The 23,682-nt window shown below is 73.7% G+C and carries 22 protein-coding genes and 1 pseudogene; 14 read left to right on the top strand and 9 right to left on the bottom strand.

Annotated elements, in window-relative coordinates:
- Positions 1-30: 30 nt before the first annotated feature.
- Positions 31-1,221 (top strand): annotated as a pseudogene (locus IO20_RS0122760) (MFS transporter); the annotation flags it as partial.
- A gap of 17 nt (positions 1,222-1,238) precedes the next feature.
- Here IO20_RS0122760 and IO20_RS39830 read toward each other — a convergent pair.
- The 6 genes from IO20_RS39830 to IO20_RS0122790 form a co-directional block, all read right to left on the bottom strand.
- Positions 1,239-1,766, bottom strand: coding sequence for a DUF6584 family protein (locus tag IO20_RS39830; RefSeq protein WP_030553474.1), 528 nt, complete (start codon positions 1,764-1,766; stop codon positions 1,239-1,241).
- A 317-nt stretch (positions 1,767-2,083) separates the two neighbouring features.
- Entirely contained in the window at positions 2,084-3,319 is a 1,236-nt protein-coding gene (locus IO20_RS0122770; protein WP_030553472.1) for a styrene monooxygenase/indole monooxygenase family protein, read from the bottom strand.
- 47 nt (positions 3,320-3,366) lie between these two features.
- Positions 3,367-4,098 (bottom strand): GTP-binding protein, encoded by a 732-nt coding sequence (locus IO20_RS0122775; RefSeq protein WP_078946130.1) that lies wholly within the window; start codon positions 4,096-4,098, stop codon positions 3,367-3,369.
- On the bottom strand, positions 4,079-4,510 hold the full coding sequence (locus IO20_RS0122780; protein ID WP_030553468.1) for a DUF742 domain-containing protein: 432 nt from the start codon (positions 4,508-4,510) through the stop codon (positions 4,079-4,081). The genes IO20_RS0122775 and IO20_RS0122780 overlap by 20 nt, the downstream gene beginning before the upstream one ends.
- Entirely contained in the window at positions 4,507-4,998 is a 492-nt protein-coding gene (locus tag IO20_RS0122785; RefSeq protein ID WP_078946129.1) for a roadblock/LC7 domain-containing protein, read from the bottom strand. Before IO20_RS0122785 ends, IO20_RS0122780 begins: the two co-directional genes overlap by 4 nt.
- On the bottom strand, positions 4,995-8,036 hold the full coding sequence (locus IO20_RS0122790; protein ID WP_030553464.1) for a sensor histidine kinase: 3,042 nt from the start codon (positions 8,034-8,036) through the stop codon (positions 4,995-4,997). The genes IO20_RS0122785 and IO20_RS0122790 overlap by 4 nt, the downstream gene beginning before the upstream one ends.
- 359 nt (positions 8,037-8,395) lie before the next feature.
- Here IO20_RS0122790 and IO20_RS0122795 point away from each other — a divergent pair, with 359 nt between their 5' ends.
- Positions 8,396-9,187 carry a protein phosphatase 2C domain-containing protein gene (locus IO20_RS0122795; protein WP_030553462.1) on the top strand — a complete coding sequence of 264 codons (792 nt, stop codon included), beginning with the start codon at positions 8,396-8,398 and terminating at the stop codon, positions 9,185-9,187.
- Positions 9,188-9,191: 4 nt separating this feature from the next.
- On the opposite strand, the gene IO20_RS0122800 is transcribed toward IO20_RS0122795, so the two are convergent.
- Positions 9,192-9,695 (bottom strand): MarR family winged helix-turn-helix transcriptional regulator, encoded by a 504-nt coding sequence (locus tag IO20_RS0122800; RefSeq protein ID WP_030553460.1) that lies wholly within the window; start codon positions 9,693-9,695, stop codon positions 9,192-9,194.
- A 295-nt stretch (positions 9,696-9,990) separates the two neighbouring features.
- On the opposite strand from IO20_RS0122800, the gene IO20_RS0122805 reads away from it, so the two are divergent.
- Both IO20_RS0122805 and IO20_RS0122810 read left to right on the top strand, forming a co-directional pair.
- Positions 9,991-10,821 (top strand): lysozyme, encoded by an 831-nt coding sequence (locus IO20_RS0122805; protein ID WP_030553458.1) that lies wholly within the window; start codon positions 9,991-9,993, stop codon positions 10,819-10,821.
- Between the two features lie 192 nt (positions 10,822-11,013).
- On the top strand, positions 11,014-11,886 hold the full coding sequence (locus IO20_RS0122810; RefSeq protein ID WP_030553456.1) for a lytic polysaccharide monooxygenase auxiliary activity family 9 protein: 873 nt from the start codon (positions 11,014-11,016) through the stop codon (positions 11,884-11,886).
- A 17-nt stretch (positions 11,887-11,903) separates the two neighbouring features.
- Here IO20_RS0122810 and IO20_RS0122815 read toward each other — a convergent pair whose 3' ends face one another.
- Positions 11,904-12,497 (bottom strand): DUF4240 domain-containing protein, encoded by a 594-nt coding sequence (locus IO20_RS0122815; RefSeq protein WP_030553454.1) that lies wholly within the window; start codon positions 12,495-12,497, stop codon positions 11,904-11,906.
- 119 nt (positions 12,498-12,616) lie between these two features.
- Positions 12,617-15,028 carry an endopeptidase La gene (lon, locus tag IO20_RS0122820; protein WP_030553452.1) on the bottom strand — a complete coding sequence of 804 codons (2,412 nt, stop codon included), beginning with the start codon at positions 15,026-15,028 and terminating at the stop codon, positions 12,617-12,619.
- Between the two features lie 130 nt (positions 15,029-15,158).
- Here lon and IO20_RS0122825 point away from each other — a divergent pair, with 130 nt between their 5' ends.
- The 10 genes from IO20_RS0122825 (at position 15,159) to IO20_RS0122870 (ending at position 23,600) form a co-directional block, all read left to right on the top strand.
- Positions 15,159-15,800 (top strand): GNAT family N-acetyltransferase, encoded by a 642-nt coding sequence (locus tag IO20_RS0122825; protein WP_030553449.1) that lies wholly within the window; start codon positions 15,159-15,161, stop codon positions 15,798-15,800.
- A 64-nt stretch (positions 15,801-15,864) separates the two neighbouring features.
- A complete protein-coding gene (locus IO20_RS37700) occupies positions 15,865-16,440 on the top strand; it encodes a hypothetical protein (RefSeq protein WP_157850797.1) in 576 nt (191 codons plus the stop codon).
- A 33-nt stretch (positions 16,441-16,473) separates the two neighbouring features.
- Positions 16,474-17,169 (top strand): RNA polymerase sigma factor, encoded by a 696-nt coding sequence (locus IO20_RS0122835; protein ID WP_051874630.1) that lies wholly within the window; start codon positions 16,474-16,476, stop codon positions 17,167-17,169.
- Positions 17,166-18,161 carry a zf-HC2 domain-containing protein gene (locus IO20_RS0122840; RefSeq protein WP_245685010.1) on the top strand — a complete coding sequence of 332 codons (996 nt, stop codon included), beginning with the start codon at positions 17,166-17,168 and terminating at the stop codon, positions 18,159-18,161. The genes IO20_RS0122835 and IO20_RS0122840 overlap by 4 nt, the downstream gene beginning before the upstream one ends.
- Positions 18,158-18,973 carry an ABC transporter ATP-binding protein gene (locus tag IO20_RS0122845; RefSeq protein WP_030553441.1) on the top strand — a complete coding sequence of 272 codons (816 nt, stop codon included), beginning with the start codon at positions 18,158-18,160 and terminating at the stop codon, positions 18,971-18,973. The genes IO20_RS0122840 and IO20_RS0122845 overlap by 4 nt, the downstream gene beginning before the upstream one ends.
- A complete protein-coding gene (locus IO20_RS0122850) occupies positions 18,970-20,298 on the top strand; it encodes a hypothetical protein (protein ID WP_030553439.1) in 1,329 nt (442 codons plus the stop codon). The genes IO20_RS0122845 and IO20_RS0122850 overlap by 4 nt, the downstream gene beginning before the upstream one ends.
- Entirely contained in the window at positions 20,295-20,894 is a 600-nt protein-coding gene (locus IO20_RS0122855) for a hypothetical protein (protein ID WP_245685011.1), read from the top strand. Before IO20_RS0122850 ends, IO20_RS0122855 begins: the two co-directional genes overlap by 4 nt.
- Positions 20,895-20,978: 84 nt before the next feature.
- On the top strand, positions 20,979-21,650 hold the full coding sequence (locus IO20_RS0122860) for a spermidine synthase family protein (RefSeq protein WP_030553435.1): 672 nt from the start codon (positions 20,979-20,981) through the stop codon (positions 21,648-21,650).
- 82 nt (positions 21,651-21,732) lie between these two features.
- Positions 21,733-22,470: a response regulator transcription factor gene (locus IO20_RS0122865; protein ID WP_030207163.1), complete on the top strand. Its 738-nt coding sequence runs from the start codon at positions 21,733-21,735 to the stop codon at positions 22,468-22,470.
- 77 nt (positions 22,471-22,547) lie between these two features.
- Positions 22,548-23,600 (top strand): HAMP domain-containing sensor histidine kinase, encoded by a 1,053-nt coding sequence (locus IO20_RS0122870; protein ID WP_030553433.1) that lies wholly within the window; start codon positions 22,548-22,550, stop codon positions 23,598-23,600.
- Positions 23,601-23,682 lie beyond the last annotated feature (82 nt).

Below are 23,682 nucleotides of genomic sequence, written 5' to 3' on the forward strand. Positions count from 1 at the left end.
GCCGCCCTGTCACGGACGCGGAGCCCCGTCATGCCCAAGCTCTTGCCGGACACCGGACCTCAACGCACGCTCGCCGCCTCGAACTTCGTGAACACCGTCGGCAGCGGGCTCTTCCTGACCGCCGGCGTTCTCTACTTCACCCAGGCCGTACGCCTCCCGGCCGCGACCGTGGGCCTCGGGCTCGGGATCGCCGGGCTGCTCTCGCTCGCGGTGGGCATCGGCGTCGGCCATCTCGCGGACCGGCGGGGGGCGCGGGGCGTGTACGTGGCCACCCTGGTGGTGCAGGCGCTGGCCACGGGCGCCTTCGTGTTCGCCGACGGTTTCTGGCCGTTCGTCCTCGCCGTCTCGGCCGCCACCGGTGCGAAGGCGGCCGGCGGGGCGGCTCGCGCGCCGCTCGTACGACACTACGGAGGGGACCGGCCGCAGGAGTTCCGTGCCTACCTGCGGGCCGTCACCAACGTCGGCATCTCCCTGGGCGCGCTGCTCGCGGGGTGGGCGGTCCAGGTCGGCACGCTCGACGCGTACCGGCTCCTCGTCCTCGGCAACGCGGTGGCGTTCGCGGCCTCCGCCGTCGTCCTGCTCCTGCTGCCACCCGTCGCGCCGGCGCCCGTCACGCGCGGGCCGCGGTGGATCGCGCTGCGGGACGGGCCGTATCTCGCCCTCACCGCGCTCGACGGGGTCATGGCCATCCAGTTCAAGGTGCTGACGGTGGCGATCCCGCTGTGGCTGGTGGGGTCCACCAGCGCCCCGCACTGGCTCGTCTCGGGCACGATGCTCGCCAACACCGTGCTCGTCGTCGCCCTCCAGGTGCGCGCGAGCCGCGGCATCGACTCCCCCCGCGCGGGCGGGCGCGCGTACCGCCGTGCCGGAGCGGCCTTCCTCGTCTCCTGCGCGCTCGTCGCGCTCTCGGCGGGGACGCCGGGGGTGGTGGCGGTCGGGCTGCTGCTGACCGCCGTGGTGGTCCACACCGTCGGCGAACTGTGGCACTCGGCGGGCGGCTTCGAGGTGTCGTACGCACTCGCCCCACCCCACGCCACCGGGCAGTACCTAGGCGTCTTCGGTCTCGGCGCCGGGCTGTCCGAGGCGGTGGGACCCGGCCTGCTCATCGCGCTGTGCGTCGGCTGGGGCCGCCCCGGCTGGTTCGCCGTGGGCGCTCTCTTCGCGCTCACGGGCCTGCTGACTCCGCTCGCGGTCCGCCGGGCGGAGGCGGGCCGCGCCGGGGCCGCGAGCCGTGTCTCTCAGTCGAAGAGGGCGACGACACCGATGATCCAGACCGTCACGAAGGCGGCGACGCCCACCACGCAGCCGATGCCCGCGAGGACGCCACCGACCGTCCAGGGCTCGGCGGGCGCCTCGTCCGCCTCGTCCTCGTCCTCCTCGTAGGAGGCGGGGTCGTCCCAGTCGACCGGGCGCCGGGTCTCCTCGTCGCGGGCCGTCCTCAGTGCCGCGAGCTGTTCCTCCGCGAACGCAGTGGCGGCGAGCGTCTCGGGACCGCGCCACGCGAGGGCCTTCATCCGCCGACCCGTGGACCTGTAGCGCGCCTCGAAGGCGGCGGTCTCGTCCTCGCTCCGGTCCTCTTCGAGGTACATCCAGCGCCCCGCCTCCGCGGCGTCGCCGTAGAGCCGGTACACCTCGGCCAGACGGCGGCGGAGGGTCAGGTCGGACGGGAAGGACGAGACGAGGCCGCGCAGGCGCTGGCGCGCCATCGGCACACGGCCGGCGGCCAGGTCCGCGTCCACGCGGTCCAGGGTGTTCGAGAGGGGCATGCGCACATCATCGAACACGGAGGCCGGACGGTTCGAGCCCTTTACGGCGGGCTTCCACGCACAGGTCGGCGTCTTCACGGCCCTCGGCCGGACGGTGGACCCGCTCAAGGGAGGCTGATGGTGGTCGTTCCTGAACCTGGTGCTCGCGACGGTGGTGGCGTTCGGAGTGGACGTGTTCGGGGGCCTCTTCCTGCCCGGTGCCTTCCCGCCGCCGAGGCGGCCCGGAGGGTGAGTTCCGATGGGCCGGAGGGGTACTGGTCATCGGCTACGACCACCAGTACCCCTCCGGTCCCACTCCGGCACGCGCCGGCGGGCGGTCAGTTTCCGGTGAGCGAGGCCAGGTAGGCGTTCGTCTTCTCCGGGTCGAAGAAGAAGTTCTCGAAGTCCGACGGGTCGTTGAAGCCGTTCGCGAAGCGGTCGGCGATCGGCTGGAGCTGGCCGGCCGCGCCGAGCAGGTTGAGGACGTGCTCCGGCGGCGGGGCGAGCATCGCGTTCGTCCACTTGGTGACGTGCTGGGCCGTCTGCCAGTAGCGGTCGAAGGCGCCCCGCATCCACTCCTCGTCGAAGGGCTTCTCGCCGTGCTCGACGATGGCGGCGAGGTACGCGGCGGCGCACTTGGACGCCGAGTTGGAGCCCTGTCCCGTGATCGGGTCGTTGGCGACGACGACGTCGGCGACGCCGAGGACCAGTCCGCCGCCGGGGAGGCGGCCGATCGGGTTGCGGACGGTCGGCGCGTACCGGCCGGCGAGGGTGCCGCCGGCGTCGGTCAGTTCGACCTTGGTGGCCCGCGCGTACTCCCAGGGCGTGAACTTCTCCATCAGCTCCAGGGTCAGCGACAGGTGCTCCGCCGGGTCCTTCACGCCCTGGAAGGCGTCGAGCGGGCCGCCCGGGACGCCCTCCCAGAAGAGGATGTCGGCACGGCCGCCGGTGGTCAGCGTCGGCATGACGAAGAGTTCGCCGACGCCCGGGACGATGTTGCAGCGGACCGCGTCGAAGTCCGGGTGCTCGGGGCGCGGGCCGAGGCCGTGGACGTACGCGACGGCCAGCGCGCGCTGCGGCTCGCTGTACGGGGAGCGGGAGGCGTCCCGGCCGAACATGGAGACCAGTTCGCCCTTGCCCGCCGCGACGAGCACCAGGTCGTAGCTGCGGGAGAAGTAGTCCAGGTCGCCGACGGCCGCGCCGTGTATGACCAGCTGGCCGCCGCGCTGGGCGAAGGTCTCCATCCAGCCGGCCATCTTGACCCGCTGGTCGACGGACTGGGCGTACCCGTCGAGCTTCCCGACCCAGTCGATCAACCGGCCGGAGTCGGGGCCCGCGACGGAGACGCCGAGGCCCTCGATGCGCGGGGCCTGGGACTCCCAGAAGTCGAGGCCGAGATCACGCTCGTGCTGGAGCGCGGTGTCGAACATGCACTGGGTGGACATGACCCGGCCGGACCGGATCTCGTCCGCCGTCCGGTTCGACATGAGGGTGACCTCGTACCCCCGCGACTGGAGTCCGAGGGCGAGCTGCAGGCCTGACTGGCCCGCGCCGACTATGAGTATCTTCCGCATGGGTGGTGCTCCTGGCGTGACGGTCGTGTCAGTCGTGACGGGGAGGACTATTCGGGGGTTGCTTCGAGCGCGTGCGCGACCATCGCGAGCAGGCTCTCGACGACGCTGTACCGCTTGCGCGCGTCCATGATCACCACGGGTACGTGCGGCGGCACGGTCAAAGCTTCCCTGACGTCCTCCGCCTCGAACACCTCGGTGCCCTCGAAGTGGTTGACGGCCACGATGTACGGAAGTCCACAGCTCTCGAAGTAGTCGAGGGCCGGGAAGCAGTCGGTGAGCCTGCGGGTGTCGGCGAGCACGATCGCGCCGATCGCGCCGCGCACCAGGTCGTCCCACATGAACCAGAAGCGCTGCTGTCCCGGCGTGCCGAAGACGTACAGCACCAGGTCGTTGTCGAGCGTGATCCGGCCGAAGTCCATCGCCACCGTGGTGGTGAGCTTGTCCGGGGTGGCGCTGAGGTCGTCGGTGTCCTCGCTCGCCCGCGTCATCAGCGCCTCGGTCTGGAGCGGGGTGATCTCCGAGACCGCGCGGACGAAGGTGGTCTTGCCCACGCCGAAGCCGCCCGCGACGACGATCTTCGTCGCTATCGGGGCGCGGGTGTGGTCGAGCTGCCAGTCCTGGGCCCCGTCGTCGGCGTCCGGGACGGGGGCCGGAACAGGGGTCGGGGTGTGCGAGCCGGCGGTATCCCGTTCGAACGGATCGGCCTTGGGCTGCGCGGGGATGCCGGCGACCGACGGAGAATCGGAGACGGCGGAGGCGTCAGAGACGACGGAGTCCACTCAGCACCCTTTCGAGGAGCGCGCGGTCGGGCTGGCCGGTGCCGTGACCGGTCCCGTACACACGGATCTTTCCCTGGTCGGCCAGGTCGCTGAGGAGCACCCGGACGACCCCCAACGGCATCTTCAACAGCGCCGAGACCTCCGCGACCGTCCGCATCCGGCGGCAGATCTCGACGATCGCCCGCATCTCCGGCATCAGACCGCGGGCGCCGGGCCCGCCGTCCGTCAGGACCTTGCGGGCGGCGGGCGCTTCGAGCGCCGCCACGAAGGTCTCGACGAGCAGGACGTGGCCGAAGCGGGTACGACCGCCGGTCAGCGAATACGGGCGTACGCGCGCGGGGCGCCGGCCGTCTCCGCGTACCGGCAGCCGGTGGGCGTGGGGCCCCGGGTAGGCCGAAGAAGCTGAGGTCACTGGGGGCTCTCCATCGATTTGCGCAGCTCGCTGCGGACTTCGGGGGTGAGTACGTGACCGGCGCGGCCCACGAAGAGCGCCATGTGGTACGCCACGACGCTCATGTCGCAGTCGGGCGTGGCGTGTACGCCGAGCAGCGAACCGTCGCTGATCGACATCACGAAGACGCTGCCCTCCTCCATCGCCACCATGGTCTGCTTGACCCCGCCGCCGTCCATCAGGCGGGCGGCGCCGATGGTCAGGCTGCCGATGCCGGAGACGATGGTGGCCAGGTCGGCGCTGGAGCCGCGCGGCCCGTCAGGACGGCCGGCTTCGGCGGCGGCCGTCGTGCTCTGCTGGGCGGCCGGGTCGGACGAGAGCAGCAGCAGGCCGTCGGAGGAGACGACGGCGACCGAGCGGACGCCGGGTACCTCCTCCACCAGATTCCCCAGCAGCCATTGCAGGTTGCGGGCTTCCGTGCTCAGTCCGAACGTTCCCGTCGCAGTCAACTGCGTGCCTCCTCGACTGTGTCCCCCGTCAACTCCTCTGTACGTGCGGTCCTCGCGGCATCTATCCGCGCCGTGTCGATCTCCGCCTCCACGTCGCGGCGCCCGGCCTTGGCGCCCTGGTGGAAGCCGCCGAGGCGGCGGCGCAGGGCCTCCGCGTCCACGCCGCCCTGCCGGGGGGCGGTGGCGGCACCGGCCGGGCGGACCACCTGCGGGGTGCGCTTGGGCAGGCCCTTGTCGGTGATCCGCTCCCACTGGGCGGGGCGCGGGCCGGGAACCTGTTCGTCGGTGACCGGCTCGTCGGTGACCGGCTGGTCGGTGACCGGCTGGCCGATGAGCGGCTCGGCGGTGGCCGGCTGTTCGGTGAACGGCGGGGCGGTGACCGGCTGGTCAGTGTCCGGCTCGGCGGTGGCCGGCTGGTCCGTGAACGGCTCGTCGGCGACGCGGCCGTGGGCGTCCGGCTCCGGCGGCGGGTCGGGCAGCCGGACCTGGAGCGTGGTCTCGGAGACCGACGCGCCCTGGGCGGCCGGCTCGGGCTCCTCGTACGCCGGCTCCGGAGTCGGTTCCGGGTCCTGGTGAGACGCCGGCTCGGGGGCCGGCTCCCGGGTCTGCTCGGGAGTCGACTCCCGGGGCGTCCCCGCGTCCCTCGCCGCGTCCCCCTCCGCCGCGAGGAACGCCCGCTCCGCCGCCTCCACGAGCGGGTCGCGGTTCCGGGACGGCAGCGTGTTGGAGTTGGCCTCCGCGGCCGAGCCGGGCAGCTGGATCACGGGCGCCGCGCCCGCCACCCGTACCGGCTCCGTCACGGTGGTCGGCGGGGCGGTGGGGAGCAGGGCCCGCGGCAGGACCACGACGGCCGCCGTGCCGCCCGGCTTCTGCTCGCGCAGCTCGACGCGGACGCCGTGGCGGGCGGCGAGCATGGCGATGACGCGCATGCCGAGGCCCTCGCCGTCGAAGGCGGCCGGATCGGCCTCGGCCAGCCGCCCGTTGAGTTCGGCGAGGCGGGACGGGGTCACGCCGATGCCCGCGTCCTGCACGGAGAGCATCACCTCGCCGGACTCCAGGAGCCAGCCGGAGAGCTGGACCTCCGCGTCGGGCGGCGAGAAGGAGGTGGCGTTCTCCAGGAGTTCCGCGATCAGGTGGCTTAGGTCGTCCGCGGCGAACCCGGCGATCTGGGCGTGCGGCGGCAGCGACTGGATCGTGACCCGCTCGTACCGCTCGATCTCGCTGACGGCGGCGCGCAGCACGTCGACGAGCGGGACGGGCCCGGCGTGGCCGTGGACGTGCTCGTGCCCGGCGAGGACGAGCAGGTTCTCGCTGTGGCGGCGCATGACGGTCGCCATGTGGTCGAGCTTGAAGAGGGTCGCGAGGCGGTCCGGGTCCTGCTCGCGCTCCTCCAGCTTCTCGATGACGCCGAGCTGCCGCTCGACGAGCCCGAGGCTGCGCAGCGAGAGGTTGACGAAGGTGTGGTGGACGGTACTCCTGAGCCGTTCGAGGTCGGCGGTGAGGAGGGCGACCCGGCCCTGGAGTTCGGCGCGCTGGGTGGCCAGCTCGGCGCCGAGGGCGTCCTTGGCGGAGGTGAGGTCGGCCTGCCCCGCGGTGAGCCGCTCGGTGTGCGCGGCGAGACCGTGGAGCTTGCCGTGCAGGGTGTTGAGGGAGCGGACGACCTGCGCGAACTCGTCGTTGCGGCCGGTGAAGCGGACCGGCTCCTCCGTCTGCGGCGCGGGGGCGGCGGCGAGCCTGGCGGCGCCGATGCGGAGGACCGCGAGCGGCCGGGTGAGGGTGCGGGCGACGTAGGTGGAGATGCCGATCGCGACGAGCAGGCAGCCGCCGAGGAAGGCGATGCGCAGTTCGAGGGCGGTGACGTCGTCGTCGCGGAGCGCGCCGAGCCGTTCGACCCGCTCGGCGGCGAGGGCGGACTCGACGCCTCGCATCTGCTCGACGCGGGCGGAGAGGGCGGACTCCAGGCCGGCCCGGTCGGTCTCGCGCTCGGTCTCCGTGAGGCGGGGCTGGTCGGTGAGGGAGGCGAGGAGGCGTTCGGCGCTCTTGACGTCGGGTCCGGCGACGGTGGCGGCGAGGGAGTCGCGGGCGGTGGAGCCGGCGGCCTGGTCGAAGTCGCCCAGGGCGGCGAGTTCACGGACCCTGGCCTGCTGGGCGGCGGCGGTGAGGGCGTCGCGGGCCCGCTCGGCCTCCGCGGTGCCTTCGGGGACGTCGGGGACGTAGGTGCCGGTCTCGGGGTCGTAGTGGACGTCCCCGGTGGGCTCGGGCTGTGCCACGGAGAGCGCGGCGAGGAGCAGGCCGCGGGTGGCGGAGGCCTGTTCGACGGCGCGGCCGAGGGCGGCCGGGGCGCGGGTGGCCTCGGTGAGCGCGGTGTCGGAGGCGCGGGGCGGGGTCTCGTCGGCCAGTTCGTCGGCGAGGGCCTGGAGCTTGGTGATGACCTCGGAGTACGCCCGGTGGGCCTCCAGGGCCGTGCCCTTGCCGGTGAGGGCGGCGCGGCGGACGGAGGGGACTCCGGCGAGGTCACGGCGGAGTTCGGCGGATGCGGCGGGCCGGATCTCGTCGATCTGCCGGTCGACCCGGGTGGACCGGACGCTGGTGACCTGGCGCTTGTCCTTGGCGTCGCCGCTCTGGGCGTCCCGGCCGGCGGCGATGTACGCGACGACCTCGTCGCGCTCGTCGGCGAGGGAGTGGGCCAGGGTGACGGCCTGCCGGTCGAGTTCGGCGAGGGTGACCAGTCGCTGGGAGTCGGTGAGCTGGGTGGAGGCGGCGAGGACCGCGGGGGCTCCGGCGGCGAGGACGGTGACGCCGACGAGGGCGACGCCGGCGACCAGCCGGTTGCGGACGCGCTTCGAACGGCCGGTGGGGGCCTGTACGGAGGGCGCGCTGCCGGGGGTGGTGACGCTTCCGGAAACGGGGTCACCGGAGGGGGCGTTGCCGTGGGGCGCCGTGGCGGCGCTCGCGTCCGGGGTCGGGATCACACCGGGGGTCTGGCTCCGCGCGCCGTTCTTGCTCCGAGGCCGCTTCATCTGCACCGGTGCTCGCATTCTTGACTCGTCCAGCCACAAAGCAGAGGTGACGGCCGGTCACATGGAGCGCCCCCACCCCTGGTACGGCTTCCGACCATTCCAGCGCTTCTGGGAAGGGGGCGTGCATCGGCCGCTCCGCCACCCGAACGAGTGAACAACACTCATGAGTTGGCGAACAACTTCTCCGGGCGGGCGCGAGGGGCCCCGGAGGGCCCCCGGTTGGATCTTCCGCGCGGGCTTTGGCAAGATGCCCGCCCGCAGCTCCACGGAAGTGCCCGTTCCGCCTCTCGAACCGCCCTCGCCGGGTTGGTACAGGCCATTTACGGTCATTTGCAGGTCTCGTGAAGGAGTGCACCGGGCCGGGCACACTGGTCGCCATGCGCAGTGAAGCCGCCTCCCTCCCCGGCAGCCCCGAACGCCCCAACGAGGACTGGGTGGCCACCGCCCTGCCCGCCTCGGGCAGCGGCGGGACCGTCGTCCTCCTCGACGGCGTCACACCACCGGCGGGTGATGACGGTTGTGTGCACACCGTGCCGTGGTTCACCGCGCGACTGGGCGGGGCTTTGACCGAACTGTCCGCTTCCCGACCGGACATGCCCCTGCCGGAGATCCTCTCCGTCGCAATCCGGCGCACCGCGGACGCCCACCGGAGCACCTGTGACCTTTCTCACGTACGTACGCCCCAGGCAACCGTGGTGCTCGTCCGCTGGGACGAGACCCGGGTCGAACACCTCGTCCTGTCCGACTCCGTCCTCCTCCTGGAGTCCCCGGACGGGTCGGTACGGGCCGTGCTCGACGACCGGCTCGACCGGGTGCCGGTAGAGGTCCTGCGGTCCCTGGCGGCGACGGACCGGCTGCGGAACCGGGAGGGCGGCTTCTTCACCGCGGCGGCCGATCCGGCGGTCGCGGGGCGGGCGGTGACGGGGACGACCCCGCGCGCGGAGGTACGGTCCCTGGCCGCGCTCACGGACGGGGCGAGCCGCTGGGTGGACCTGTTCGGCGAGGGCGACTGGACGGACTGCCACCGCGTCCTGCGCAAGGAGGGGCCGCTCGGCCTGCTCCGCCGGGTGCGCGCCCTGGAGGCGGCGGACGGGGAGGCGGGTGGGGTGCGCCGCTGGAAGCGGCACGACGACGCCACGGCCGCCTACGCGGAACTGCCCGCTCCCTGAGCGGTCACCCCTCGAACCGGACGTTGAAGTGGTTCAGGAGCCGGGCGAGTTCGGCGACCTCGGCGCGGTCCCAGTCGGTGAGCTTGCGGACGTACCGCTCGCGCCGGGCGTCACGTACGCGCCGGAACCGCCGGCGGCCCTCCTCGGTGAGCCGGACCAGCGAGGCGCGCCCGTCGGCGGGGTCGGGGTCGCGGGCGACGAGCCCGAGGTCCTCGAGGGCGCGGAGCTGGCGGCTCATGGTGGCCTTGCCGACGCCGAAGTACCCGGCGAGTTCGGTGGCCCGCTGGGGGCCGGTGTCGTCGAGGCGTACGAAGAGGCCGTAGGCGGCGGGCTCCAGCTCCGGGTGGACCTCCCTGGCCATCTCGCCGGACTGGGCGCGCGCCCGCCGCAGGAAGACCGCCAGCTCGCGTTCGAGCGCGAGGAACTCCGGGTCGACGGCACCGGCGGAGGGGGTGCCCGGCCCGGCGGGCGGCTCGACCGCTGCCGCGGGCGGCTCTCCCGCGCGCACGCCGGCGGGCGGTGCGACCCGGTCTTCGCCTCCCGTACCGCTTCCGTGCACGTCAGCACCTCCCACGCGTTCTCCGGTGACTCCCCGCGGCTTTCCGGCCGCTGAAAGTTTCTGCCGGCCGAGGCCATCGCCGCAGCTCCTTCAGTATTTCGCAGGAGTAGACCAACGGCGGTATCCGGGCCCCCTTCCGCCGCCCGGGTCTACGTGCGTAGCGTCATCTCCGGCCTCGCCGATGACATGTCCACACCAGAGGCTGTCGACCTCGCTCCCCCACCGATCCTTTCGGAGGCACGGAATGCGTGTGCACAGATCCGGAACGACCCTCGCCGGTGCCGCCCTCGCGGCCCTGGCCCTCCTCCTCCCCCTCGCCGGGCCCGCCGGTGCCGCCCAGGACCCGGGCGCCCGCCAGGTGCCCGAGCGGGGGTCCGCCAGCATGGGCATGGGCGTCCTCGAACACGACGGGCGCGACGGCGCGCCGGGCGGCATCTCGATCCAGGCCGTCCAGACGGAAGGCGTGGACGTCTCCAGCCACCAGGGCAACGTCGCCTGGTCCACGCTGTGGAACAGCGGCGTCAAGTGGGCCTACGTCAAGGCGACGGAGGGCACCTACTACAAGAACACCTACTTCGCGCAGCAGTACAACGGCTCGTACAACGTCGGCATGATCCGCGGCTCGTACCACTTCGCGACCCCGGACACGACGACCGGCGCCGCCCAGGCCGACTACTTCGTCAACAACGGCGGCGGCTGGTCGAAGGACGGCAGGACGCTGCCCGGCGTGCTCGACATCGAGTGGAACCCGTACGGGGCGACCTGTTACGGCAAGACCCAGGCCGGGATGGTGGCCTGGATCCGCGACTTCGTGAACCGCTACAAGTACCGCACCGGCCGGGACGCCGTGATCTACACGGCGACCAGCTGGTGGACGCAGTGCACCGGCAACTACTCCGGCTTCGGGTCGACCAACCCGCTGTGGGTCGCGCGGTACGCCTCCACGGTGGGCGAACTCCCGGCCGGCTGGCTGTACTACACGATGTGGCAGTACACCTCCTCCGGCCCGACGGTCGGCGACCACAACCACTTCAACGGCGACCTCTCGCGCGTGCAGGCGCTCGCGAACGGCTGACGCCCCCGCTGCTCCGAAGCGGTCCCCGGTGGGCGGCACCCCGGGGGCCGCTTCGGCTTTCCCGGTCCACCCCCTTGCCTATTGGTATGGACCAATGCGAGGCTCTTCGACGATCGCACGGAGTTCAACTTCCTTGCGGTCAGCGCGCGTTGCTCGTCCCGTCCTCCCCCACGCACGAGAGAGAGCCCCCGCATGCCGTCCTCCCGCCGTACCGCCACCGGCGTCGCCGCCCTGTCCGCCGCGGCCGCACTCGTCAGCCTCACCCCCACCACCGCGAGCGCCCACGGGGCCGTCTTCAACCCCGTCAGCCGGGTGGCCGCCTGTTACGCCGAGGGCCCCGAGACGCCCAGGTCCCAGGTCTGCAAGGACCTCGTCGCCGACTCCGGCACCCAGCCGCTCTACGACTGGAACGAGGTCAACATCGCGAACGCCGCGGGGCAGCACCAGGCCCTCATCCCGGACGGCAAGCTCTGCTCGGCCAACCGCGAGAAGTACCGCGCCCTGGACTGGGCGCGCACCGACTGGCCCGCGACGGCGGTCACCGCGGGCTCCTTCGACTTCAAGGTCCGGGTGACGGCCGCCCACTCCGGCACGATGACCGTCTACCTCACCAAGCCCGGCTTCGACCCCACGCAGCCGCTGAAGTGGTCGGACCTCGACGCGACCCCCGTCGCGGTGTACGCCACCCCCCGCACCGCGACCGACGGCTACTACGCCTTCACGGGCAACCTGCCCGCCCGTACGGGACGGCACATCGTCTACAAGGTGTGGCAGCGCAACGACAGCCCCGAGGCCTTCTACAGCTGCTCGGACGTCACCTTCGGAACCGGGACGGCCGCGCGGGCCCAGGCCCCGACCGAGGCGAAGATCGCGGCCGGCGCCGAGCTGTCCACCGTGAGCCACGCGGGCCACGGCGGCGACGAGCAGGCGCCGGCCCTCTCCGCCGGGACGGCCGAGGCCCCCTCCTCGCCGCTTCCCCTGGCCCTCGCGGGCGCGGGCGCCCTCACCGCCTTCGCGGCGGGCAGCCTGCTGATCGGCCGCCGCCGGAACCCGTCCGCCTCCTAGGGCCTGCGAGACAGGCCTCAGGAGACGGACGTCCCGAGCGGGAAGAGGGCGGTGAGCCGGGGGATCGCCACCCCCTCCTGACGAGCCCCGCGGAGCTCGTCGTCCTCTTCCCACTCCCCCGCGGCCTCGGCCGCCGCCTCCGCCTCCTCCACCGCGTCGAGGAACTCCTCGCCGTCGTCGTCCTCCTGGCCGGTCAGCTCGTCGTACGCGTCCTGGGCGACGTAGTCGAGCTCCTCCCACTCCGGCCACTCGTCGTCGTGCCAGTCGTCACGGGGCCGCCCCACCAGGAGCCGGATCCCCGGCACGTCGGCCAGCGCGTCGGGGTCGGCGAGGACCGACTCGTACACCTTGCGGCCCTGCGCCACCAGCCAGAGCGTGAAGTAGTGGAAGCCGTCGTCGGTGCAGGAGCCGCTCTCGACGCGGTCCGCCGCGGTCCACACCCCCTTGGTGTCGGCGGCCTCGCACGCCCGCTCCAGCCGTACCTGGAACTCCGCGCTCTCGGTGGCGGGCCGCAGCAGCAGCTGCTCACCCAGCCACTCCAGCCGCTCGTCCCGGTCGCCGGGACGGCGGCTCAACTCGTCGATGAGAGCCCAGAAGGCGTCGTCGTTCATGCGTACGAGCATGACACTTCGCACCGACAACTCGGTACGGCGGAGCGGGGTGCCCGCCAGGGACACCCCGCTCCGCCGTACCGAGCCCTTCGAGAAGCCGCGTGTGGAGCCGTAAGGGGTTACGCCGCCACGCCCACCGGCACCGCCGCCGGCGCCAGTGCGATCTCCAGTACCTGCCGGACGTCCGTCACCGGGTGGACCTCCAGCTTCTCCAGGATCTCGGCCGGGACGTCGTCCAGGTCGGCCTCGTTCCGCTTGGGGATCACGACCGTCGTGATGCCCGCCCGGTGCGCGGCGAGCAGCTTCTGCTTCACCCCGCCGATCGGCAGGACCCGGCCGGTGAGGGAGACCTCGCCGGTCATGGCCACGTCCGTGCGGACCTGTCGGCCGCTCAGGAGCGAGGCGAGTGCGGTCGTCATGGTGACGCCCGCGCTCGGCCCGTCCTTGGGGACCGCGCCCGCCGGGAAGTGGATGTGCACGCCCCGGTCCTTCAGGCCGGTGACGGGCAGCTCCAGTTCCGCGCCGTGCGAACGGAGGAAGGAGAGCGCGATCTGCGCCGACTCCTTCATCACGTCGCCCAGCTGGCCGGTGAGGGTGAGGCCGGCGGCGCCGGTCTCCGGGTCGGCGAGGGACGCCTCGACGAAGAGGACGTCACCGCCCGCGCCCGTCACGGCGAGCCCGGTGGCGACACCCGGCACCGCGGTGCGGCGCTCCGCCGGGTCCTGCGCGGACTCCGGCACGTGGTGCGGCCGCCCGATGAGTTCCCGCAGGTTGTCCGGTGCGACCGTGAAGGGCAGTTCGCGGTCGCCCAGTTCGTGCTGGGCGGCGACCTTGCGGAGCAGCCGGGAGATGGACCGCTCCAGGGTGCGGACGCCCGCCTCACGGGTGTACTCGCCGGCCAGCTTGCGCAGGCTCGCGTCCGTCAGGACGACCTCGCCGGGCTCCAGGCCCGCCCGCTCCAGCTGCCGGGGCAGCAGGTGGTCGCGGGCGATGACGACCTTCTCGTCCTCGGTGTAGCCGTCGAGCCTGACCAGTTCCATGCGGTCGAGAAGGGCCTCGGGGATGGCTTCGAGGACGTTGGCGGTGGCGAGGAAGACGACGTCGGAGAGGTCGAGTTCGACCTCCAGGTAGTGGTCGCGGAAGGTGTGGTTCTGCGCCGGGTCGAGGACTTCGAGGAGGGCCGCCGCGGGGTCGCCGCGGAAGTCGGAGCCGACCTTGTCGATCTCGTCGAGGAGGACGACCGGGTTCATGGAGCCGGCCTCCTTGATGGCGCGTACGATCCGGCCGGGCAGCGCGCCGACGTACGTGCGCCGGTGGCCGCGGATCTCCGCCTCGTCCCGTACGCCGCCGAGGGCGACCCGGACGAACTCGCGTCCCATCGCGTGCGCGACGGACTCGCCGAGGGAGGTCTTGCCGACGCCGGGCGGGCCGACGAGGGCGAGTACGGCTCCGCCGCGGCGACCGCCGACGACGCCGAGGCCCCGCTCGGAGCGGCGCTTGCGCACGGCCAGGTACTCGGTGATCCGTTCCTTCACGTCGTCCAGGCCCGCGTGCTCGGCGTCGAGGACGGCGCGGGCGCCGCGGATGTCGTACCGGTCCTCCGTGCGCGCGTTCCAGGGCAGTTCGAGGACGGTGTCGAGCCAGGTGCGGATCCAGGAGCCCTCGGGGGACTGGTCGCTGGACCGCTCCAGCTTCTCGACCTCCTTGAGGGCGGCCTCCCTGACCTTCTCGGGCAGGTCGGCGGCCTCCACGCGGGCGCGGTAGTCGTCGGACTCGTCGCCCTCGGCCTCGCCGTTGAGGTCGCGGAGTTCCTTGCGGACGGCTTCGAGCTGGCGGCGGAGCAGGAACTCGCGCTGCTGCTTGTCGACGCCTTCCTGGACGTCCTTGGCGATGGTCTCGGCGACGTCCTGCTCGGCGAGGTGCTCGCGGAGCTGGGCGGTGGCGAGCTTGAGGCGGGCGACCGGGTCGGCGGTCTCCAGGAGCGCGACCTTCTGCTCGACGGTGAGGAAGGGCGAGTAGCCGGCGTTGTCGGCGAGGGCGCCGACGCCGTCGATCTGCTGGACGCGGTCGACGACCTGCCAGGCGCCGCGCTTCTTGAGCCAGCTGGTGGCGAGTGCCTTGTACTCCTTGACCAGGTCGGTGACCTGGCCGGGCAGCGGGTCGGGCAGGGTCTCCTCGACGGTGCTGCCCTCGACCCACAGGGCCGCGCCGGGCCCGGTCGTACCGGCGCCGATGCGCACCCGTCCGAGGGCGCGGATGAGCGCGCCGGGGTCGCCGTCGGAGAGGCGGCCGACCTGCTCGACGGTGCCGAGGACGCCGGTGGCGGCGTAGGTCCCGTCGACGCGGGGCACGAGCAGCACCCGGGGCTTTCCGGTGCCGGAGCGGGCGGCGGCCTGGGCGGCTTCGACGGCGGCGCGTACGTCGTTGTCGGAGAGGTCCAGGGGTACCACCATCCCGGGCAGCACGACCTCGTCGTCGAGCGGCAGTACGGGCAGTGTGAGCAGCACGGACGGCTTGGACTCAGAAGCCATGATCTCCCCTTCGGCAGTCAAGTTGAGCTATGTGGACTCAATGCACCTGAGCCGATGAATGTTCCCGGACGCGCGTTCGCTCTGAGCGATCACTTCCCCACCAGGCGCGTTCAGGGCCTGTAATGCCTCTATGGATATGGCATCTATTACATCGGCGTGGGTGGCGGGCTGGACGGTGTCCCGGGGCACCCCGGCCGCCGTCCCCGAGCCCTGGGGCTACCGGATCGACGTGGGCCTCGCCCGGCACGTCGTACGGCACGTCCTGCCCGCCCCCGACGCGGCCTCCGTCGGCGCGCTCTGCGCCCGGCTCACCGCCCCGTACAGCTGGCTCAAGATCATGGCGGGCCCCGAGGAGGCGGCCTCGTGGATCACCGAGGGATGGACGGTCCCCGACGACCCGGGCTTCATGATGGTCAAGCCGCTCGACCCCGGCGCCCGGCCCGCGCCGCCGGAGGGGTACGCACGGACCACCGAGGTCAGGGACGGCGTCATCCGGGTCCGCGTCCTCGCCCCCGACGGCACCCTCGCCGCGCGCGGCCAGATCGCCCCGACGGGCTCCACCGCCGTCGCCGACCAGATCGAGACCGACCCCGCGCACCGGCGGCGCGGCCTCGGCGCCAACGTCATGCGCACCCTGGAGGCCGCCGCCGCCCAGGCGGGCGCCGAGACCGGGGTGCTCTCCGCGACCACGGACGGCCTCGCGCTGTACGACTCGCTGGACTGGCGCTACCGGGGCCCGCTCACGGGCATCGTCCGGGCGGAGGAGATCTGACCGCCCGGACGCGGACTCCTCCCCTCCGGCTGCGCGGGGGCGTTCGCCCGTGCATGCTCGGTCCATGACACGAGCTGGACGAGCCGTACGAGCCCTGCCTCCCGTACGGGCGAGGCGGCGCGGCGCCCTGCTCCTCGTGGCGGCCCTCGTCCTCGGCGGCGCCGCCGGCGCGAGCGGCTGCGGTCCCGGGACCCCGCCCGCGCCCGGCGGACCCGCGTCGGGCGTCAGCACGCCGCCCGCGCCGACCACCCCGGCCGGGACGGTCGCGCCTCCCGATGGACCGGAGGAGCCACAGGGGCAGGAGGTCCTCGTCGAGGTGGTCGTCAACGGCGGCCTCGCCGGTGTCCGCAACCAGCTGGTCGTCCACCACGACGGCACCTGGACCAGCCGGTCCGGCACGAAGCCACCCCGCACCGGCCGCATGACCCCCGCCGAGGCCGCGGAACTGCGGGCCGCGCTCGAAGACCCCGCCTACGCGCGCGTACCGGGCCGGCCGACCGGCGCCCCGCTCCCGGACGGCTTCCAGTACTTCATCACCTACCGCCACCGCCTCGTCGTCGCGGACGACGGCGAACGCCCGCCCGCCCTCCAGCGCGTCTTCGACGCCCTCCCCGAGGGCGGGCCGCCCACCGGCCCGTGAACCGTTCGGGGTCCGCCCGGCGATAGAGAGGGCGTGAGACTGTCGCGCCCCACAGGGGGAGGCCCCTCAGGGGGCGACGAAGACGAGGCCGACGCGGCCGACGACGCGGCGCTGCTGCGCGCGGTCGCCCGGGGGGACACCGAGGCGCTCGCCGTCCTCTACGACCGGCACGCCGGCTGGCTGCACGCGCGCCTGGCCCGCCGCTGCCCCGACGAGGAGACCGTGAGGGAGGTCCTGCAGGACACCTTCGTCACCGTCTGGCGCTCGGCCGGCGGCCACCGCGGCCGGGGCGAGGCCGGCGGCTGGCTGTGGGTGATCGCCGCCCGGCGCCTGGTGGACGCCCAGCGGGCCCGGGCCCGCGCCGAACGGGCCGCCGCACACGCCGCCACCCACGCCGCCGCACACGTCACCGCTCAGGCCGGTGCACACGCCTCCGCGCACGCCGCGTTCCCCGCGCCGCCGGTCGTCGCGCCCTCCGCCGAGGAGCGGGTCCTCGCGGGCCTGGAGTACGCGGAGGTCGGCGCCGCCCTCGACCGGATCTCGCCCGAACTCGCCGAGGTCCTCCGGGCCACCGTCGTCGACGGCCTGACGACGCGCGAGACGGCCCGTCTCCTCGGCATACCCGAGGGCACCGTCAAGACCCGCGCCCTGCGCGCCCGCCGCGAGCTGCGCGCCGCCCTCGCCGCCGGGCACCCCGGGGGCCCGCACGCCCTGGGAGGCACCGCATGACGACACCGCGACCCGAAGCCCGTGCCACGCCCGGGCCCGGACCCCGACCCGAACCCGGCCCCGTACCTTCACGCGACGCCGGCTCCCCTCGACCCCCCTGGCACGTCACCGACGCCCTGGCGCTGCGGTACGCGGAGGGCAGCGCCCCCGAGACGGACGCCTGGTCCCTGGAGAAGCACGTCGAGTCCTGCACGCCCTGCGCGGCCCGTGTGTCGGCCGCCGTCCGCGCGAGCGCCGCCGGCCCCGTACTCGCGGCCGTCCGCGCCGAGCTCCTGACCTCGCTGGGCCACCGGCCCGCCCCCGTGCCCGTTTCCGCGTCCGTCTCCGCGTCCACCCCCGTGCCCGTGTCCGCCGGAAGAAGCCCCCTCGGAAGGTGGGCGCGGCTGTGGTGGGCCGTCGGGCCCGCCCTCCGGGGGTCCTGGGTGGTGGCCGTGGTCCTCGTCGTCGGCGGGGCCTTCGGTCTCGCCCACGGAGCCGGGTTCCAGGGAGCGGGCAGCCTGCTCCTCGCGGTCTCCCCGATCCTTCCGCTCGCCGGTGTCGCCGTCTCGTACGGACGGCACGCCGACCCGCTGTACGAGATCACCGCCGCCACGCCCTCGGGCGGACTGCGGCTGCTGCTCACCCGTACCGCCGCCGTGCTCGCCGTGTGCGTACCGCTGCTGACGGCGGGCGCGGCGCTGCTGCCGCGGGTGGCCGGGTTCCCGGGGGCGGCGGCCTGGCTGCTTCCCGGCCTGGCGCTGACCCTGGCCGCCCTCGCGCTCGGCTCCTTCGTCGGCTGCCGGGCGGCGGCCGCGACGCTCGGCGGCGGCTGGCTGCTCGCCGTGACGGGCCCCCTCCTCGCGGGGCCGGACGCGGCCGACGCGGGAGCCGCGGTGCTCGCCTCGTATTTGTCCGGCTCCGCCGCGCAAGGGGGGTGGGCCGCCGCCGCGCTCGCCTGTGCGGCCCTCCTCGTGCTGCGGCGCCGTTCCTTCGACCACCTGGAGCCCCGATGAACCCCTCGCCCGCCGTCGCGGTGACCGGACTGACCGTCCGCCACCGCCGTACCGTCGCACTCGACCGGCTCGATCTGTCCCTGGGGCCCGGCGTGCACGGACTGCTCGGCCCGAACGGAGCCGGGAAGACCTCCCTCATCCGGGTCCTCGCGACCGTCGCCGCGCCTTCCTCCGGCCGGGTGGAGCTGCTCGGCGGAGATGTCGCGAGCCACCGCGACCGGACCGGTATCCGGCGCAGGCTCGGCTATCTGCCGCAGGAGTTCGGCTACTACCCGTCCTTCACGGTGCGCGAGTTCGTCGCGTACGTGGCCTGGCTCAAGGAGCTGCCGGCCGACCGGGTCCCGGCGGCGGTGGAGCGCGCGGTGCGGCGGGTCGGCCTCGCCGACCGGATCGACGCGAGGATGAAGACGCTGTCCGGCGGCATGGTCCGGCGTGCCGGGATCGCCCAGGCCATCGTGAACGATCCCGACCTCCTGCTGCTCGACGAGCCGACCGCCGGCCTCGACCCGGAGCAGCGGGTCGACTTCCGTGAGCTGCTGCGCGAGTTGGGCCGGGAGACGACGGTGGTGGTCTCCACGCACCTGGTGGAGGACGTGGCCGCCGCCTGCACCGATGTCGCCCTCATCGAGGCGGGGCGGCTCGCCTTCCAGGGCACCACGGCCGAACTGACCTCACTCGGCGGGGAGTCCGGCGCGCCGGACGACTCCACGACCCACGCCGTCGAACGCGGCTACACGGCGGCCCTGCGCGTCCACCGGGCGTCCGGCGTCCACCGGGCGTCCGGCACCCACCCGAAGGAGGCGCTCCGGTGACCACCACCCTCGTCCCCCCGCCCCGCACCGACGGAGCCACGCCCACACGGGCCGCCTCCCCGCTCCGCACCGAGCTGCGGCGCGGGCTCGGCCCCTGGACCGGGGCCGCCGTCGCCGTCACCGTCCTCGTCACGATGTACGGCAAGGCTCCCGACTGGCAGGGCCGCTGGGCCGACGCCACGAACATGCTGCACGTCGTCGCAGGGCTGCTCGCCGGGCCGCTCGCGCTCGCGGCGGGCGGCTGGCAGGGCGGCCGGGACCGGCGGCGCGGGACGACGGACCTGTGGGAGTCCGTGCCCCGCTCGCCCCTGCGCCGCCTGTTCGTCGCGGTCGCGCCGTCCGCGCTCTGGCCGGCCGCCGGGCTGCTGCTCGCCGACGCCGTCTGTCTCCTCATGACCTGGCCGTACGTCTCCGCGGGCCGCCCGTACCTGGAGCTCGTCGCCGCCGACGTGGTCGCCGTCGCCGCCCTCGGGGCGCTCGGCCATGTCGTCGGGCGGGTCGTCCGCCGGCGCCTCACGGCCCCGCTCCTGGGGATCGTCGGGTACCTCGGCCTGGCCGTGAGCGCCTACCGGGAGGGCCCGGTGCGCTGGCTCGGTCCCGCCGGCGAGCACCAGTTCTTCTGGGACCGGCCGGTGTGGTGGTTCGGGCCGGTGTCGATGGCGTGGACGGCGGGGATCGCCCTCGCCGTGCTCCTCGCGTACGGGCTGCGCGGGACCCGGCTGCTCCCGGTCGCCCTCGTGCCGCTGGCCGTGGCGGTCGCCGCCGCCGGCCTGATCCTGCGCCTGCCGGGGGACGAGGGGCCGTGGCGCCATGACCCGGCCCTGGCCCGGTGGGTGTGCGACGACGGCGCCCCGCAGGTGTGCCTGACGGCCGTGGACGAGAGCCTGCTGCCGGACGTGTCGGCGGCCCTCTCCCCGTTGAACGCCCGCGTCAAGGGGCTGCCCGGCGCCCCGGTCCGCTGGGTGAGCGGCCCGGGCGGTCCCGCCCGGGCGGGTGACGTCGCCCTGCCCAGCACGGAGAGGGAGGCGGTGCGCGGCCGGCTCGTGCGCGCCGATCTGTATCTGAACTCGGCCGTGAACTGGCTGTTCTCGGACACCTGCCAACCCGGCGACGGCACGGGCCCGAACGCCGAGCGGGCGAGCGCCATCCACCTCGCCGTCAGCGAGTGGCTGGCGCCCACCCCTGACGACTACGGCCCCGATCCCACCGCCGCCCGGCCGTACATCGACCGGCTCACCGCCAAGTCCCCCGCCGAGCAGCGCGACTACCTCGCCCGCTACCTGGCTGCGGACAGCTGCCACCCGGACGAGGTGCCGGTCCCGTGAGGCTCTATCTGCGCTCCCGTGCGCTGCCCGGCACGCTCGCCGCTCTCGCCGGCGCAGCGGCGGTCGCCGCCTGGGCGGCCCGGTGGCTGGTCTCCCTGCCCGGCTTCGACCACACGGCCCGCCTCCCGGTCGTCGTCTTCGGCCCGCTGTTCGCCGCGGCGGCGGTCGGGGCGAGCCTGCACGCGCCGAGCGACGAGCTGGACCGTACGGCGGTCCGCGCGTGGTGGCCCCGCCGCCTCGCCCACGCGCTGGCCCCGACCGTGCTCGCCGTCGCCCTGTTCGCCCTCGCGCTGCCGGGGCACGCGGAGGCGTACGGGGCGCCCGCCGCGGTACGGAACACGCTCGGGCTCGTGGGGCTGACGGCGGGCGCCGCCGTGGTCGTCGGCGCCCGGCTGAGCTGGCTGCCGCCGACCTTCCTCGTCGGCGCGGTCTACCTCGCGGCCCCCTCGGAGCCGGGCGGTGCGGCGCAGTGGTGGGCGTGGGTGATGCAGCCGGGTTCGCAGGGCGGCGCGTGGACGGTGGCGGTTGCCGTCTTCGTGGCGGGTACGTGTGCGTACGGGTGGCGGGGTGCGCGGTACGTGACCGGCGGATCCTGAGGAAATCCAGGATCCGTGACCCCGCGGCTTCGTAACGTGTGGTGGACGACCACGACACGACAAGAACGGACGGAGTGACGAACGATGTCGGAAACCGTGACCCTCGACCGCCGGGAAGGGCCGTACGGAGAAGTGGTGCTGCGCCGCCGCGACGAGCACTACGAGATCATCGCCAACGGCACCTTCCTGATGGACACCTCCGACGGGCGCTCCGAGCGGCTTCTGATCGACGCGGCCCTGGCCGCACTGCCCGAGCAGACGCGCGCCGGCGCCTCCGTCCTGGTCGGCGGCCTCGGCGTGGGCTTCTCGCTCGCGCATGCCGCCGCCGAGCCCCGCTGGGGCCGGATCGCCGTCGCCGAGCGTGAGGGGGCGATCATCGACTGGCACCGGCAGGGGCCGCTCGCCTCGATCTCCGGGAGGGCGCTCGCCGATCCGAGGACGGTGATCCTGCACACGGACCTCGTGGAGTACCTCCGTACCTCGTCGGACACCTATGACGCTCTCTGTCTGGACATCGACAACGGCCCGGACTGGACGGTGACCGAGGACAACGAATCCCTGTACTCCGCCGAGGGGTTGGCCACCTGTGCGGCCCGTCTGAATCCGGGCGGAGTGCTCGCCGTGTGGTCCGCCCAGCCGTCCGGCGATTTCGAAGAGTCGTTGCGGAATGCCGGATTCAGCGCGGTACGGACCGAAGAGATCCCCGTTGCCCGGGGCGTCCCCGACGTGGTGCACCTCGCCGTCCGTCCCGGATAGCCGCTGAACAGCTCCTGGATAGCCGGGACGCCGCCGGTACCTCTAGGCTGCTGAGCCGACATCGGCGACGCGAGGCGGGGCAATGGAGCAGACACACACCACTCACCACGGTGCGGCGGCCACTCCGGGGGCTCAGCGACGTGTCCTGGTGGTCGAGGACGACGCGACGATCGTGGAGGCGATCTCCGCGCGGCTGCGCGCCGAGGGCTTCCTCGTGCAGACCGCGACCGACGGCCCCGCCGCCGTGGACGCGGCCGAGGCCTGGCAGCCGGACCTGATGGTCCTGGACGTGATGCTGCCCGGTTTCGACGGCCTGGAGGTGTGCCGCCGGGTCCAGGCCCAGCGCCCCGTCCCGGTCCTCATGCTGACCGCCCGCGACGACGAGACCGACATGCTGGTCGGCCTCGGCGTCGGGGCGGACGACTACATGACCAAGCCGTTCTCGATGCGCGAGCTGGCCGCCCGGGTGCACGTCCTGCTCCGCCGGGTGGAGCGGGCCGCGCTCGCGGCGGTCACCCCGCGCAGCGGCATCCTGCGGCTGGGCGAGCTGGAGATCGACCACGCGCAGCGCCGGGTCCGGGTGCGTTCCGAGGACGTGCACCTGACCCCGACGGAGTTCGACCTGCTCGTCTGCCTGGCGAGCACGCCCCGGGCGGTGCTCTCCCGTGAGCAGCTCCTCGCCGAGGTGTGGGACTGGGCGGACGCCTCGGGGACCCGGACGGTGGACAGCCACATCAAGGCGCTGCGCCGGAAGATCGGGGCCGAGCGGATCCGTACGGTCCACGGTGTCGGTTACGCCCTGGAGACCCCGGCGCTGTGAGCCGGCGGGGGCCCAGGGGGCCGCGGGGACGGCGAGGACCGCGAGGAGCGGGCGGCGGGGCCCCCGGGCCGCGCCGGATCGTGATCTCGATCAAGACCAAGCTCGGCGCGCTGGTCGTCGGGGCGGTCCTGCTGACCTCGTGCCTGGCCCTGGTGGCGATCCGCACGTCGACGGAGTTCCGGTACATCACGATCTTCGCGATGATCGCGACCCTGCTGATCACCCAGTTCGTGGCCCAGTCCCTGACGGCTCCCCTCGACGAGATGACGACGGTGGCCGGGACGATCTCGCGCGGCGACTTCAGCCGCCGGGTGCGGGGCGCGGACCGGCGGGACGAGCTGGGCGACCTGGCCTCGACGATCAACCGGATGGCGGACGACCTGGAGGCCGTCGACCGGCACCGCAAGGAGCTGGTCGCCAATGTGTCGCACGAGCTGCGCACGCCGATCGCCGCGCTCAGGGCCGTACTGGAGAACGTCGTGGACGGGGTGTCCGAGGCGGATCCGGAGACCATGCGGTCGGCGCTCAAGCAGACCGAACGCCTCGGCCGGCTGGTGGAGACACTGCTCGACCTGTCACGTCTCGACAACGGTGTCGTCGCACTGAGGGCGAGCCGTTTCGAGGTGTGGCCGTATCTGTCGGGGGTGCTGCGGGAGGCGAACCTGGCCGCGTCGCAGCGCGGTCTCTCGTCCACCTCGGGTCTGCACAACCGTACGGACGTGCATCTGCACCTGGACGTGTCGCCGCCCGAGCTGGTCGCGGTCGCGGACGCGGAGCGGCTGCACCAGGTGATGGCGAACCTGATCGACAACGCGGTGAAGCACTCGCCGCCGCACGGCCGGGTCACGGTCAGGGCGCGGCGCGGCCCGTATCCGGACTCGCTGGAGCTGGAGGTCGAGGACGAGGGCCCCGGCATCCCGGAGTCGGAGCGGCACAAGGTCTTCGAGCGCTTCAACCGGGGCACGGTGCCGCTGCGGCAGGGGCCGGGCAGCGACGGCGGCACGGGGCTCGGGCTCGCGATCGCCCGCTGGGCGGTGGATCTGCACGGCGGCGGGATCGGTGTGGCCGAATCCTCACGTGGGTGCCGCATCAGGGTCACCCTTCCGGGCAGCCTTCCTCCGAGAGATTGACGTAGGGTTCGAACCGGAAGAGCGCGTTCTGCGTGTACGTGAGCGGGACCTGCGTGCACGTGAGCGGGACGCGATCAGGGGT

The sequence above is a fragment of the Streptomyces exfoliatus genome (assembly GCF_000725545.1).
Classification (GTDB): Bacteria; Actinomycetota; Actinomycetes; order Streptomycetales; family Streptomycetaceae; genus Streptomyces; species Streptomyces exfoliatus.